At 73.4% G+C, this 13,479-nt stretch carries 10 protein-coding genes; 5 read left to right on the top strand and 5 right to left on the bottom strand.

What is annotated here, in order from left to right; genetic code table 11:
• The first annotated feature begins 47 nt into the window (after positions 1-47).
• Entirely contained in the window at positions 48-1,283 is a 1,236-nt protein-coding gene (locus tag WMF34_RS05620) for a DUF3829 domain-containing protein (RefSeq protein ID WP_012233698.1), read from the top strand.
• Between the two features lie 97 nt (positions 1,284-1,380).
• On the opposite strand, the gene WMF34_RS05615 is transcribed toward WMF34_RS05620, so the two are convergent.
• Positions 1,381-3,096 carry a glycogen synthase gene (locus WMF34_RS05615; RefSeq protein ID WP_437994615.1) on the bottom strand — a complete coding sequence of 572 codons (1,716 nt, stop codon included), beginning with the start codon at positions 3,094-3,096 and terminating at the stop codon, positions 1,381-1,383.
• Positions 3,097-3,129: 33 nt separating this feature from the next.
• Positions 3,130-4,020, bottom strand: coding sequence for a shikimate kinase (locus WMF34_RS05610; RefSeq protein ID WP_437992644.1), 891 nt, complete (start codon positions 4,018-4,020; stop codon positions 3,130-3,132).
• 89 nt (positions 4,021-4,109) lie between these two features.
• Here WMF34_RS05610 and boxC point away from each other — a divergent pair, with 89 nt between their 5' ends.
• Positions 4,110-5,897, top strand: a complete 1,788-nt coding sequence (boxC, locus tag WMF34_RS05605) for a 2,3-epoxybenzoyl-CoA dihydrolase (protein WP_437992643.1) — start codon at positions 4,110-4,112, stop codon at positions 5,895-5,897.
• Positions 5,894-7,345, top strand: coding sequence for a benzoyl-CoA 2,3-epoxidase subunit BoxB (gene boxB / locus WMF34_RS05600; protein WP_437992642.1), 1,452 nt, complete (start codon positions 5,894-5,896; stop codon positions 7,343-7,345). The genes boxC and boxB overlap by 4 nt, the downstream gene beginning before the upstream one ends.
• Here boxB and WMF34_RS05595 read toward each other — a convergent pair.
• Positions 7,342-7,803 carry a hypothetical protein gene (locus WMF34_RS05595; RefSeq protein WP_012233693.1) on the bottom strand — a complete coding sequence of 154 codons (462 nt, stop codon included), beginning with the start codon at positions 7,801-7,803 and terminating at the stop codon, positions 7,342-7,344. The genes boxB and WMF34_RS05595 overlap by 4 nt on opposite strands.
• Before the next feature lie 79 nt (positions 7,804-7,882).
• Between WMF34_RS05595 and WMF34_RS05590 the strand changes: the two genes are divergently transcribed.
• Together WMF34_RS05590 and WMF34_RS05585 are read left to right on the top strand one after the other, a co-directional pair.
• Positions 7,883-8,956 carry an AAA family ATPase gene (locus tag WMF34_RS05590; RefSeq protein ID WP_012233692.1) on the top strand — a complete coding sequence of 358 codons (1,074 nt, stop codon included), beginning with the start codon at positions 7,883-7,885 and terminating at the stop codon, positions 8,954-8,956.
• A complete protein-coding gene (locus WMF34_RS05585) occupies positions 8,956-9,588 on the top strand; it encodes a hypothetical protein (RefSeq protein WP_437994614.1) in 633 nt (210 codons plus the stop codon). Before WMF34_RS05590 ends, WMF34_RS05585 begins: the two co-directional genes overlap by 1 nt.
• 43 nt (positions 9,589-9,631) lie before the next feature.
• On the opposite strand, the gene WMF34_RS05580 is transcribed toward WMF34_RS05585, so the two are convergent.
• Positions 9,632-10,696, bottom strand: coding sequence for a HEAT repeat domain-containing protein (locus WMF34_RS05580; RefSeq protein WP_437992641.1), 1,065 nt, complete (start codon positions 10,694-10,696; stop codon positions 9,632-9,634).
• Between the two features lie 86 nt (positions 10,697-10,782).
• Complete coding sequence (locus WMF34_RS05575; RefSeq protein ID WP_437992640.1) at positions 10,783-13,452, bottom strand: HEAT repeat domain-containing protein; 2,670 nt, start codon at positions 13,450-13,452, stop codon at positions 10,783-10,785.
• Positions 13,453-13,479 lie beyond the last annotated feature (27 nt).

The raw sequence follows: 13,479 nt of genomic DNA, 5'->3' as shown, positions 1-13,479 counted from the left end.
TTAGGCATGATGCGCCCGTTCCTGCGCCAGCCGAGGAGGCACACCGAATGATTTCCGTCAGGTCTCTCTGTTCTATCGCGCTCGTGCTCGTCGCCAGCGGTGCCGCCGGCTGCAAGGAGGACCCGCCCCCTCCCCAGCCGGAGCCGGCAAGCTCCGCGGCGGCGAACACGAACAAGGGAAAGGCGAGCCTGCGGACGCCCGTGTCGCCGATGGCGAAGGTCGACCCGCAGTCGATGAAGGAGTACCGCGTCGACGTCTGCTACTTCGGGACGCTCTCGCTGAAGCAGGCCCGCGACGCCTACCTCGCGAGCCTCGGCAAGGATGAGCCCAGCGAGAAGAAGATCCCGAGCTTCGGCAACGACGATCAGGCGAAGGCCGGAGACGCCGCGAAGGGCGCGCTCCCCGCGAAGCTGCCCGGCGCCGCCGCGCCGAAGACGACCGGCCTGCCCGGCACCGCCGCCGCGCCGGGCGGCACCAGCGCCCCCGCCGCCAAGGGCGCACCGACCCCGCCTGGCAAGCCGGACGAGCGCCGGCCGATCAACTTCAGCGCGCGCGCGCCGCACGAGCGCAACGCGCGCGCCTGCACCGTCGCCCTCAGCCTCAAGGAGCCGGCCATGGCGGACGTCGACGCCGCGCTCGCCGAGTACGCGCCGTTCGCGACCGAGCTGGCGAAGAACATCGCCGCGGCGGCCAACTACTACCAGCGCGAGGAGTACAAGAAGGACAGCTTCGCGAAGGGCAAGGAGCTCCACGCGAAGCTCCTCGCCGACTTCCAGAAGCTCGACGCGCACTCCGACAAGCTCGGCCTCGCGGTGTCCGCGTGGCACGCGTCGCACCTGCCCGACCTCGCGAAGGCGGAAGAGGGTCAGAAGGAGGCGATCACGGCCCTCGAGGACGCGCGCGCGCTCATGCTGATCCTCACCAGCAAGAACGTCGATCCGGCGGCGGAGAAGGCCGCGCTCCAGAAGCTGGAGACGTCCGCGGCCGCGCTCAAGACGTACGGCTCGACCCACCAGACCGACCCGTGGGCCAAGATCATGGAGCCCGCGCTCGCCGGCTTCATCCGCGACGTGAAGGCGGCCGAGCCCAAGCTGACGGACAAGGGGATCACCTCCCCCGCCCTGTTCCTGCCGGTCGTCACGAGCTTCGTGTCGGTGATCGAGGGGAAACACCGCGCGCTCTCCCGCTCGCTCATGGCGAAGAGCCAGGCGGCGACGCGCGAGGCCGCCGGGACCGCGCAGCCGGCCGCACCCGCCGCGCCGGCCGCCCCCGAGAAGGAGTGACGCGCCCGGGGCGCGCTCCCCGCCAGGGAGGCGTGCGCTCCCCGCGAGGGGGGCACGCGCCGATCGCGCCGCGCCTCCGCCGGGGGCGCGGGCGCGGTCAGAACGGGCGGCCGGTGCGGCGGGCGATCGCGAGGCGGTAGAGGGCCTCGTACTGCCGCGCGGCTTGCGCCCAGCCGAAGTTCTTCTTCATCGCCCGCAGCTGCATCGACCGGAAGTAGGCCGGGTCGGCGCGGTAGAGGTGCACCGCCCACGCGACGGTGTTCCCGAGCGCGCTCGACGACATCTCCTCGAACTTGAAGCCCGTGACGTTGTTCTCGACCGTGTCGTCGAGGCCGCCGACGGCGCGCACGACCGGCAGCGTCCCGTAGCGCTGGCTGTACATCTGGTTCAGCCCGCAGGGCTCGTAGCGCGACGGCATCAGGAAGAGGTCGGCGCCCGCCTCGATGCGGTGGGCGAGCCCCTCGTTCATGCCGACGTAGACGCGGAAGCGGTCGCTCGCGCCGGAGATCCGCGAGAAGAGGTCCTCGGCCCAGCGCTCGCCGGAGCCCAGGACGATGAGCTGGACGTCGAGCGAGAGGATGTGGTCGAGCGCGCCCGCGAGGATGTCGATCCCCTTCTGGGTCGCCAGGCGGCTGATGAGCCCGAGGAGCGGGACGTCGGGGCGCTCCTCGAGCCCCATCTCTCGCTGGAGCGCCGCCTTGCAGAGGCGCTTGCCGCCGAGATCCTCGGCGGAGAACGGCGCCGCGATGTGGGGATCGGTCGCGGGGTTCCAGATGGAATCGTCGATGCCGTTGAGGATCCCGATCACGTCGGTGCCCCGATCCCGCAGCACGCCGTCGAGCCCCTCGCCGCCCTCCCACGTCTGGATCTCCTGCGCGTACCTGGGGGAGACCGTGGAGACGAGCGTGGCGTTGTAGATGCCGCCCTTGAGCAGGTTGATGCTGTCGTACGCCTCCAGGCAGAACCTGTGGAACTGATCCCACCCGAGCCCGGTCGTGTGGAGCTGCCCCTTGTTGAACCAGCCCTGGTAGCCGAGGTTGTGGATCGTCAGAACGGACGCGGCGCGGGCGAGCGGCGACCGGTGCTCGAGGACGTTGAGGTAGAGCGGGACGAGCGCCGACTGCCAGTCGTGGACGTGGACGATGTCCGGCCAGAACTCGAGCGCGTGGCAGAGCTGCAGCGCGCCGCGCGACAGGAGCGCGTAGCGGGCGAGGTTGTCCCCGAACTCGCCGTGCGCGTCGCCGTAGATGCCGTCGCGATCGTAGAGGACGTCGTGCTCGAGCAGGTACACGCGGGGCGCAGGCGCACCGGGCGTCCCGGGATCGAGGCGCGTCTCCCAGACGGCGGTCCACGCCTCGCCGCCGCCGAGGGGCACGCCGAGCGAGAGCGGCAGCCGGTGCGGCACGAAGCGATCCGCCGGGGGCTCGCCGTCTCCTCCTTGGGCCGCGTCGGCCGGCGGGGTGGCGTCGGCCGCCGGGGCCGCGTCGGCCGCCGGGGCCGCGTCGGCCGCCGGGGCCACGTCGGCCGCCGGGACCGCGTCGGCCGCCGGGGCGGCGAGCCCGTTGCCGGCGGCCGCCGCCGCGGCGACGGCCGGCGCGGCGACGGCCTCGCTGCCTGCGGGCTGCTGCTCGGCAAGCGCGATCTGGCGGGCGAGGTAGCGCTTGGCGGCACGGTACGCCGGCATCACGACGCGCACGTCGTGACCGGCCGCGGCGAGCGCGACCGGCAGCGCGCCCGCCACGTCGGCTAGACCACCTGTCTTGCTGAAGGGGACGCACTCGGACACCACGAAGAGAATTTTGAGGCGCGGCATGGACATGGGGAGGAGGGGGAGCGCGCCCCCGACTCAAGGCGAGCGCGTCGCGTTCCTTCTACCAGCTTCACGCGCGATCTTGACCACGCGATCGACAGAGCGCGCGAGACCGAGCGCCGACGTGTCCACCGCGAAGTCGGCCTGCTCATAGAGCGCGCGCCGCGCCTGGAAGAGCGCCCTGAGCTCCTTCATGGCGTCGGCCCGGTTGGCCATGGGCCGCGCGTCCCCCTGCTCGACCACGCGGCGCCAGTGGTCCTCGGGCGTCGCCCGCAGCCACACCGTCACCGCGCAGCGCCTCAGTCGCTCGAAGGTCGCCGGATCGGTCACCAGGCCGCCGCCCGTGGCCACGATCCCGTGGGCGCGCGCGCCTTCGAGCCGTGCGAGCTCCTCGCGCTCCAGCCGCCGGTAGTAGGCGTTTCCATGGATCTCGAACAGGGCGGCGAGGCTCATCCCCGCGCGCGCGGCCACGAGGGCGTCGAGCTCGAGGAAGGGCACGCCGAGCCGCGCCGCGGCGCGGCCGCCGATCGTGGTCTTGCCGGCCCCGCGCAGGCCGAGCAGCGCGACGAGGGGCTCGCCCGCCCCTTCCCCCGCCTCGCCGGCCGACCGGCCGCGCGGCGGCGCCTCCTCGCCGAGCTCGCCCGCCGAGAGCAGCGCGGCGGCCGAGGTGCCCAGCGCGCGGCCGATGTCCTCGAGCCGCACCACGGAGACGTTCGCCCGCCCGCTCTCGAGCAGCACAAGGAAGCGCTCGCTCACGCCGGCGAGCTCGGCGAGCTCGCGCAAGGTGAGCGCGAGCTCCGTCCGCCGCTGCCGGAGCCGACCGCCGAGGCGCGCGAGGATCGGCGGCGCGCCGTCCGCGACGCCCCCCGCGCCGGCCTCCGGCCCCTGGCCTGCGCGCGCCTTGCGCGATGTCTGACGGGACGCCATCTCGTAGATGCACTATATTTCATGAAAGGCGGCTCAACAAGAACTATACTGCTTGACTGAACCCCGGCGCGGTGGTGGGCTCGTCGGGTATGGAAGCGACCACCTCTCCTCCTTCCGCGGCGCCGGCGCCGCAGACCAGGGCCCGGGAAGACGGCGCGTCCGGCGAGGACGCGCCCCTCCGCTTCGAGACGGAGCCAGGCCGTTACAGGCACTGGAAGCTCTCGTTCGAGGGGGCGATCGCGCGCGTGGTGATGGACGTCGACGAGGACGCGGCGGCGCGGCCCGGCTACCAGCTGAAGCTCAACAGCTACGACATCGCGGTCGACATCGAGCTCGCCGACATCGTGCAGCGGCTGCGCTTCGAGCACCCCGAGGTGAAGGCGGTCGTCGTGACGAGCGCGCAGCCGCGGATCTTCTGCGCCGGCGCGAACATCTACATGCTCGGGTCGTCGACGCACGCGTTCAAGGTCAACTTCTGCAAGTTCACGAACGAGACGCGCCTCGCGCTCGAGGAGGCGTGCTCCGAGAGCGGGCAGCGCTACCTCGCGGCGCTGAACGGCGTTGCCTCGGGCGGCGGCTACGAGCTCGCGCTCGCGTGCGAGGAGATCCTCCTCGCCGACGACGGGAGCAGCGCCGTCTCGTTCCCGGAGACGCCGCTGCTCGCCGTGCTCCCGGGGACCGGGGGGCTCACGCGGCTCGTGGACAAGCGCAAGGTGCGGCGCGATCTCGCGGACGTGTTCTCGACGCTGGCCGAGGGGGTGCGCGGCAAGCGCGCGGAGCAGTGGGGCCTCGTCGATCGATCGATCCCGAAGAGCCGCTTCGAGCAGGCGGTGGCCCAGCGCGCCGCCGAGCTCGCGGCGGCGACGCCGGACAGGGCGGGGCCCGGGGTGAGGCTCTCGCCGCTCGAGGCGCGGCGCGCCACGGCGGGCGACGTGTCCACCTGCGACTACCGCCACGTGTCGATGAAGGTGGACCGCGCCGCGAGGACCGCGGAGATCCGCGTTCTCGGGCCGGACGGCGAAGGGCGCGAGACGCGCGAGATGCGCGAGACGCTGACCGACGCCGCCGGGATGCGCCGGGCGGGCGCGGACCTGTGGGCGCTCCGCGCATTCCGCGAGCTGGACGACGCGTTGCTCGACCTCCGCTTCAACCACCCGACGGTGGGCCTCGTGCTCCTGCGGACGTCCGGCTCTCCCGCCGCGGTGCGGGCCGCGGACGAGGCGCTGTGGGCGAGCCGCGACGACTGGTTCGTGAAGGAGGTGCTGCTCCACATGCGGCGCGTGCTCAAGCGGCTCGACCTCACGGCGCGCAGCGTGTTCGCGCTGATCGAGCCGGGCTCCTGCTTCGCGGGGAGCCTGTTCGAGCTCGCCCTCGCGGCGGACCGCTCCTACATGCTGGACGGCGGAGGGGACGAGGGGCAGGCAGGGGCGCCCGCGTCGCCCGCGTCGCCCGCGTCGATTGCGCTGAGCTCGCTGAACTTCGGTCCGCTCGTCATGTCGAACGGCCTGACGCGGCTCGCGTCGCGCTTCCTCGGCGCGCCGGAGCGCGTGGCCGCGCTGAAGGAGAAGACGGGCCTCCTGTCCGCCGAGGAGGCGCTGGAGGAGGGCCTCTGCACCTTCGCGCCGGACGCGATGGACTGGGACGACGAGGTGCGGCTCGCGATCGAGGAGCGGGTGAGCCTGTCGCCCGACGCGCTGACCGGGATGGAGGCGAGCCTGCGCTTCTGCGGGCCCGAGACGATGGAGACGAAGATCTTTTCGCGGCTGTCGGCCTGGCAGAACTGGATCTTCCAGCGCCCCAACGCGGTGGGCCAGCGGGGCGCGCTGACGGTGTACGGGCGGCCGGAGCGCCCCGAATTCGACTGGAGGCGGACATGAGCGCGGTCGTCAACTCGGAGAGGATCCCGAACAACGTCGACCTCGCGTCGGACAGGAAGCTGCAGCGCGCCCTCGAGGCGTGGCAGCCGAAGTTCCTGGACTGGTGGCGGGAGACGGGGCCCGAGGGCTTCCAGGCGGACGACATCTACCTGCGCACGGCGATCAGCGTCGATCACGAGGGGTGGGCGCATTTCGACTACGTGAAGATGCCGGAGTACCGCTGGGGCATCTTCCTCGCGGATCGGGTGGCGGACCGGACGATCGGCTTCGGCGACCACCTGGGCGAGCCGGCGTGGCAAGAGGTGCCGGGGGAGCTCCGGAACATGCTGCGGCGGCTGGTGGTGACGCAGGGAGACACCGAGCCCGCGAGCGTGGAGCAGCAGCGGCTGCTCGGCCAGAGCTGCCCGAGCGTCTACGACCTGCGGAACCTGTTCCAGGTGAACGTCGAGGAGGGGCGGCACCTCTGGGCGATGGTGTACCTCCTGCACAGCCACTTCGGCCGCGACGGCCGGGAGGAGGCGGAGGCGCTCCTGGAGCGGCGGAGCGGCGACCCGGACAAGCCGCGGATCCTGGGCGCCTTCAACGAGCCGTGCACGAACTGGCTCTCGTTCTTCATGTTCACCTACTTCACGGATCGCGACGGCAAGTACCAGCTGCTCGCGCTCGCGGAGAGCGGCTTCGATCCGCTGTCGCGCACGACGCGGTTCATGCTGACCGAGGAGGCGCACCACATGTTCGTCGGCGAGACGGGCCTGCTCCGCATCGTCGAGCGTACGTGCGAGCTGATGAAGCGCAACGCGAACGAGGACGCGCGCGCCGAGGGCGGCATCGATCTGCCGACGGTGCAGAAGTACCTGAACCTCTGGTACTCGCTGTCGCTGGACCTCTTCGGCGGGGAGATCTCGTCGAACGCGGCGTCGTTCTTCGCCTCGAGCGTGAAGGGCCGCGCGAAGGAGGCGTCGTACGACGACCACCGGGCGCTCGACGGCGTGTACGTGATCGACGTGCCGCACGTGCCGCACGTGCCCGCCGCCGGGGGCTGCGCGGTGACCGGCTGGCGGCGCGAGGAGGTGCCGCTCAGGAACGCGATGAACGAGGTGCTGCGCGACGAGTACGTGGCCGACTCGCAGCGCGGGATCGACAAGATGAACCGGGTGATCGAGGCGTCCGGCGTGTCGTTCAAGCTGAGCCTGCCGAGCCGGCGCTTCCACCGGAGCTCGGGGATCTACGCGGGGCTGCACTTCGACGTCGACGGCAACCCGCTCTCGAAGGAGGCGTGGGAGCGCCGGCGCGACGCGTGGCTGCCAACGGCGAGCGACGAGGCCTACGTGCGGAGCCTGATGGAGAAGCCGGTGTTCGATCCGAAGCAGATGGCGAACTGGATCGCTGCGCCGGCGAAGGGGCTCAAGGGCAAGCCCGTCGACTTCGAGTACGTGCGGCGCGGCTAGGGCGCGCCCGCGTCGGGCGAAGGCGCGCCCGCGTCAGGGGGAGGCGCGCCCCCGCCCGCGGGCGCCTTCTTCGGCGGGTCGCCGTGCTCGTCGGCGAGCTTCTTGACGAGCCCGTCGAGGAGCACCTGCTCGTGGTACTGCGGCATCGCCGGGAGCTGCACGGCGACGTGCACCCCGGCGCGGCCGTCCACGACCTCGATCGCCCCCTGCGTCACCCTGCCGCCGCTCTCCGGGCTCCGGTACTCGAAGAGCAGGTAGCCATTGGAGACGTCCTTCTCGACGAGCTTGAAGCCGAGATCGACGCGCACGAGGCGCAGCGCCGTGCCGAAGGTCTGCTCGAAGGTGTAAGGCGACTCATAGGCGACGCTGGCGCTGGCGTGCCGCTCGCCGAGGCCGCTCGCCACGGGGACGGCGAGCGCGACGAGGGCGGCGAGCGCGATCGACGGGAGGCGGCGCATGACCGCTGCGTAGAGGGGCTGGCGAGGGCGGGCCAAGTTCCTTGCTGCCGAGCGAGCGGCTATGCTGGGGTCGATCTCGATGGACCGACCCTACGTCGAGCAGCTCCGCATCCAGGGCTACGGCTGCGTCCAGGACGCGATCCTGGAGCTGACGCCGCTGCATGCGCTCATCGGGCCCAACGACAGCGGCAAGAGCACGGTGCTGCGGGCGCTCCGCACCCTCTCCTCCGTCCTCGAGCGGGCGCTCGGGGCGCCGTCGCTGGACACGCTCGGGCGCGCCGGCCCCACGAGCAAGGCCCCGGACGGCGCCGTGTTCGAGGTGTCGGCGGCGAGCACGACGTGGCGCGTGGAGCTCGACGCCGGGGGGCGAGTCCGGTCCATGTCGTTCCCCAGGGATCTGGAGCCCCCTTCCCTGCTCGACGACGCCGATGGGGACGACGCGGGCGGCGCGCCCAGCCCGGAGCGCCCTGCGCTGGACATCGTCCAGGCGCTGCGCGGGGCCCAGATGCTCCGCCTCGATCCCGACGCGCTGAGGGCCCCGCACCCGCTCATCCCCGACGGGCACCCGCTCTGCTTCGCCGACGAGCGCGGCACGGGCCTGCCGGCCGTCTACGACGCCGTCATCAGCCGCGACCTGTCGGCGTACGTCGATCTGAACGAGGAGCTCACCCGCCTGTTCCCCAGCGTGAAGAGCCTCCACCTCGCCAACCCGAGCTCCACGACGAAGGCCATCGGCGTGAAGCTCGAGGGCGGCGCCGTCGTGCCGGCGTCGCTGATGAGCGAGGGCATGCTCTACTACCTCGCCTTCGCGGCGCTGCCGCACCTCGATCCGACGCCCCTGCTCCTCGTCGAGGAGCCCGAGCACGGGCTGCACCCGGCGCGCATCGCCGACGTGATGCGCGCGCTGCGCCTCGTCTCCGAGAAGACCCAGGTCCTCCTCGCGACGCACAGCCCGCTCGTGGTGAACGAGCTGCAGCCGGAGGAGGTCACGGTCATCACCCGCGCGGGCGAGCGGGGGATGAGGGCCACGCGCATCCTGGACACGCCGGGCTTCGAGGATCGGTCCAGGGTGTACGCGCTGGGGGAGCTCTGGCTGAGCTACGCCAACGGCGGTGACGAGGCGCCGCTCCTCGGCGGAGGGCCGCGGCCGTGATGAAGGCGCCCGAGCGGATCCGGGTCTTCCTTGTCGGCGAGGGCGAGAGCGAGCTGGGCAGCCGCGCCGGGGCGCCCGCCTACCAGTCGGACAAGCACCCTGGCGTGCTCTTCACGCTGCTCTCCCGCGTCCAGCCGAGCGGATGGGTCGTCGGCGGCGCCCGCGAGTGGAAGAGCATCCGGAAGTACCAGGCGCGCGGCGCGGCCCACGAGGACACGCACCACGTGCTGGGCGCGGCGCTCGACGCGCAGGAGGCGGGGTGCGAGATCCTCGCGTTCGCCCGCGACATCGACCGCGATCCGGCGCGCCGCGAGGCGATCGCGGAGGGCATCCGGCGCGTCTCGTCGGCCCTGTCCTCGCCGCCCGACGTGATCGGCGGCGTGGCAGCGCCGGCGCTCGGCGGCTGGATCCTCGCGCTGCTCGGCGAGAAGGCGACCGAGGAGCTGTCGCCCCTCAGGGCGCAGGCGATGCTCGCTGCGAAGGGCATGATGCCGGGCGACGGCGCCGCCATGGTGCGCGTGGCGGAGGACGCCGACCTCGACGCGGTCCCCCCGGACGCCACGTCGCTCGTCGAGTGGCTCGCGCGCGCGCGCGCGGTGCTGCCGCGGCGGGCAGGGCGCGTCGTGAGGTGAGCGCTGGCGCCCTCACGAGGGAACAGCCATGGTCGGAAGGGGGTTATCCCAGAAGTCGAAGCGTGCGCGCTGCTTCGGCGGCGACCCTTGCGCGTTTGTCCTTCACGAACGTCTCGATGAGCGGTCGATCCTGTTCGCGTCCGAACTCTGACAGTACCGCGAGGGCGCCGATGAGCTGCGCGGTCTGGCCGGCGGAGCTCGTCAGAATCGAGAGCGCGCGGTCGCGGTGGTCGACGCTCCTGTGGAGCTTGCGGAGGTAGCGCCGAGCGTAGAAGCGCACATTGGCGTTGCCGTCGAGGCATGCGGCCTCGATGCGGTCGGCGTCCGCGCGCCGACGATACTCACGCAACGCCAGGAGTCGGAGCGACGGGCTGCGATTGTCTGCGATCAGCCGAAGAAGAGGTTCCAGCTCATGTTGTGGAACGACGGAGAGCGCGGTCTGTCCTGCCCATCGTCGGACGGGAGGGCTCGCGTCCTCGAGGGCTTGAGCGAGGCGCGGGGTGAGCTCGCTCGGGAACAAGCGAGCGAGGTGAGTGAACGCGCTCAGGCGCAAGTATTGGTCTGGCGAGCGGGTCGCGAGATCGAGCTCGGCGACGGCCATGTCCGGGAAGCGGGACATGAAGCCATCGACGTCTTGCAGAACACTGGAGCGCGCGCCCCGTGGCGTCTTGATGACCATGTCGATGAGCGGGAGGCACCAAACCAGGTGCTGGACGCTCGAATACGCCAGCAGCGAGGCCCAGGCATCGCGCGCCTGTTCAGCGACCTGGGGCACGGGGTCGACGATCCGGTTTGCGACGCCAGCCAGCGAGATGGCTTCCACGCGGACGGCGAGCGCGGAGACGGCGCGCTGGCGCAGGTGGCCGTCGCGCTGCATGGCGAGACAAACCAGGAGCGGGGTGGACAGACTGGAGATATCGAGAGGGAGCAGCGAAGAGAATTCGGTGAGGTTGAGACCGACCCTGGCGTAGGCTTCACGACTGCGCAGGATCCGGTCGAAGTAGCGAAAGGCGCGCGCCCCGTCCCGCTCGAGGCACGCCCGCAGGGTCGGGGAGTGCGTGGCGTCGTCCAGAAGCGCGTCCCGAACCAGCTTGTGAAGGTTGAGCATGCGTTTCGTTGGCCAACCGAAGGAGAGCGGAGAGCGAGGGGCATCGCTGGCGGCCTGCCGCCCCCCGGCCGGCCTTCAATTCTCAGTCAGCGGCGGCGGCACTGCGGCGCCGCGGAGAGCGCGGCCCTCGCCGCCTCGCGCAGGCCGTGCGGCGTGTCCTTGTCGAGGAGCGGCTTGAGGCGCGCGGGCAGATCCGCCGGGTGCACCGACCCGAGCGCCGCGAGCGCCGCCGAGCCGAGCCGCTGATCGTGCTCGCCGATCGGCGCCTTCGCCCGGAGCGCGAGCCGCGTCCACAGGTCGACCGAGCTCGCGTCGCACATCGCCCCGAGCGCGAGGATCGCCCGCGCGCGCACCTCGACGTCCTCCTCCTTGTCCTCCGCCCGGTCGCGCACGGCCTCGATGTGCGCGGTCGCGCGGTGCGCGCCGAGGCCGTCGAGCGCGTGCCGGCGCACCTCGGGCGAGCCGTCGGCGAGCGCCCCGACGAGCGCCCGGTCGCCCGCCGACGTCGCCGGCATCGCGCCGATCGCGACCGCAGCGCCGCCCCGGATGAACGTCCACGGGTCCGAGGTGAGCCGCGCCGCGAGCGCGTCGGCCGCGCCGGCGGGCAGCTTCGCGCCGGCAGCGGCCGCGCGCGCGAGCGCCACGATCGCCGCCTCGCGCACGCGCGCGTCCGGATCGGAGGCCGCCGCGAGCAGGTCCTGTGCGAGCGACGGCACGTCCGCCGCGACCTCGGCCGCGCGGAGGCGCACGTGCGCGTCCCCGTCCTTCCGGAGCGACGCCCGGAGGTACGCCTCCGCCGGCGCCTCGCCCGCGCGCGCGAGCGCCGCGGCCGGCGCTTGCAGCAGGTAACGCCGCTCGAAGGGCGCGCCACCCGCCGAAGCGAGCGCCTGGAACGCCGCCCCGCCGCCCTTCACCCGCCCGAGCGCCGGCCCGAGCGCGCGCAGCAGATCGAGCTGCGCGTCCTCCGGCCGGGCGCGGAGCCGCTCGATCTGCACCTCTTCCTCGACCACGGAAGCGGCCCGCTCGCTCCGCGCCGCCAGCGCGAGCGCGGCCCGGAGCTCCCTCCGCGCCGCGCCGCGCGCCCCGGCGAGGGCGTCGAGCAGCGCCGGGATCGCCTCGGCCGGCGCGACGAGCGCGAGCTCCCGGGCCGCCGCCACCCTGGCCGCGGCCGCGCCCGACTTCACGATCTCCGCGAGCGCCGGCGCGGCCGCGCGCCCGCAACGGCGGATGCGATCGCGCGCGTGGTGGAGCTCCGGATTGGGCTCGGGCGGCGCGGCGCGAGCGGCGCGCCCCGGCGCGGCCGATGCCAACCCGGACGCGCGCCCCGCGGATGCCGCGCCGGGCGCGAGCTGCGCCGCCGAGGCCGCGCCGGACGCCAGCCGCGCGGTGAGGAACGGGATCTGCACCGCGCAGGACGCCGTGTCGATCACGCCCCGTGCGAGCTGCCTGCCCGCGGGGTCGAGCCTGTCGTAGCCGGCGATCGCCGCCTCGACCGCGTCCGGCCCGCCGCGCGCGAGCAGCGCCGCCGCCGCCCTGGATCGCTCGCCGCCGCCCGCGAGCGCGCCCACGAGCGCCGCCGGGCCCTGCCCGTCGAACGCCGTGCGCGCCGTGACCTCGGCGATCGTGACCCGCACCTCCGGCGCCGCGGGCGCGCCGCGGCCCCCGGCCCCCGCCGGCGCGTACGCGTCGTCGAGCACGACGGCGATGCACGAGGCCTTGATCTCCTCGGGGAGCTTCACCTCGTAGCCGGCGGACTCCTTGAGCCATGCGTCCTCGGGCAGGCTCACCTGGAAGAGCCGGTCGGGCGTCGCCACGAAGAGCGTGCGCGGCGCGGCGCCGCCCTCGACGCCGTCGGGCGGCTTGATGCGCAGACCCAGGCCCGTGATCCCGACCTCGTCCGCCGACGAGAACGACACGAACTCGCCCCGGCCCGCGCCCGCCTTGCCCTCGGACCACGCGGTCTTCGGATCGCCGTCGGCGATCTCCGCGAAGCGCTTGCCGACCGCGCTCGACGCGGCGGTCGGGCGCAGCAGCCGGAACGCAGCCGCCGCCGCGTCGGCGTCACGGCGCTCGGCGACCACCTTGCCCGCGGCGCGCCGCTCCTCCGCCGAGAGGTTCTGGAAGCTGGCCCCCTTCAGGAGCGTCATGGTCCGGGGATCGACCTCGCTCGCGCCGACCAGCGCCGGCCGCCCGCAGAGGGTCACGTCGTCTCGCAGCTGCCCGACGAGCACACGGCTTCCGCTGCCGCCGAGCGGCTCCACGACCACGGCGTCGCTCCGCCCCTCGCCGTGCTCCCCGGTCGCGACGCCGGTCCAGCCGCTCCAGAGCACGAGCGGCTCCGTCCCCTTCCCCGCGAGCGGCGCCGCGAGCAGCATCACCCAGCTGCCGCCCGCGCCTTCCGGCGCGCCGGCGCCCGCCGGCTTTCCCCCGGCCGGCGCCTCTATCTTGGCGAGGCGCTTGCCGTCCGCCAGGGTGACCGGCACGACGCGCGCACCGCCGAGCAGCGGCGCCACCTCGGACGGCACGGCGAGGACCTTGCCGCCGTCGGGCGCGCACGCCGCCGCAGCTGGACAGGCGCGGGCAGTGACCCCGCCCGGATCGATGCGGACAGCGAGCGCCTGCTGGCCCGCGGCGTGAGGGAGCACCACGGGCGCGGCCTGCGCGGCGGCGCTGCCACCGACGGCCGCGGAGGCAGCGATCACCCCGGCCGCGGCGCCAAGGCGAGGCCGCCGGAAACGAAACGGCGATCTGGACATGCGCGCCATCCTAGTCGCCCGGCGCGG

This window comes from Sorangium sp. So ce145, from assembly GCF_051525985.1.
In the GTDB taxonomy this organism is placed as follows: domain Bacteria; phylum Myxococcota_A; class Polyangia; order Polyangiales; family Polyangiaceae; genus Sorangium; species Sorangium cellulosum_B.
This window is presented reverse-complemented; position numbering and strand designations above follow the sequence as displayed.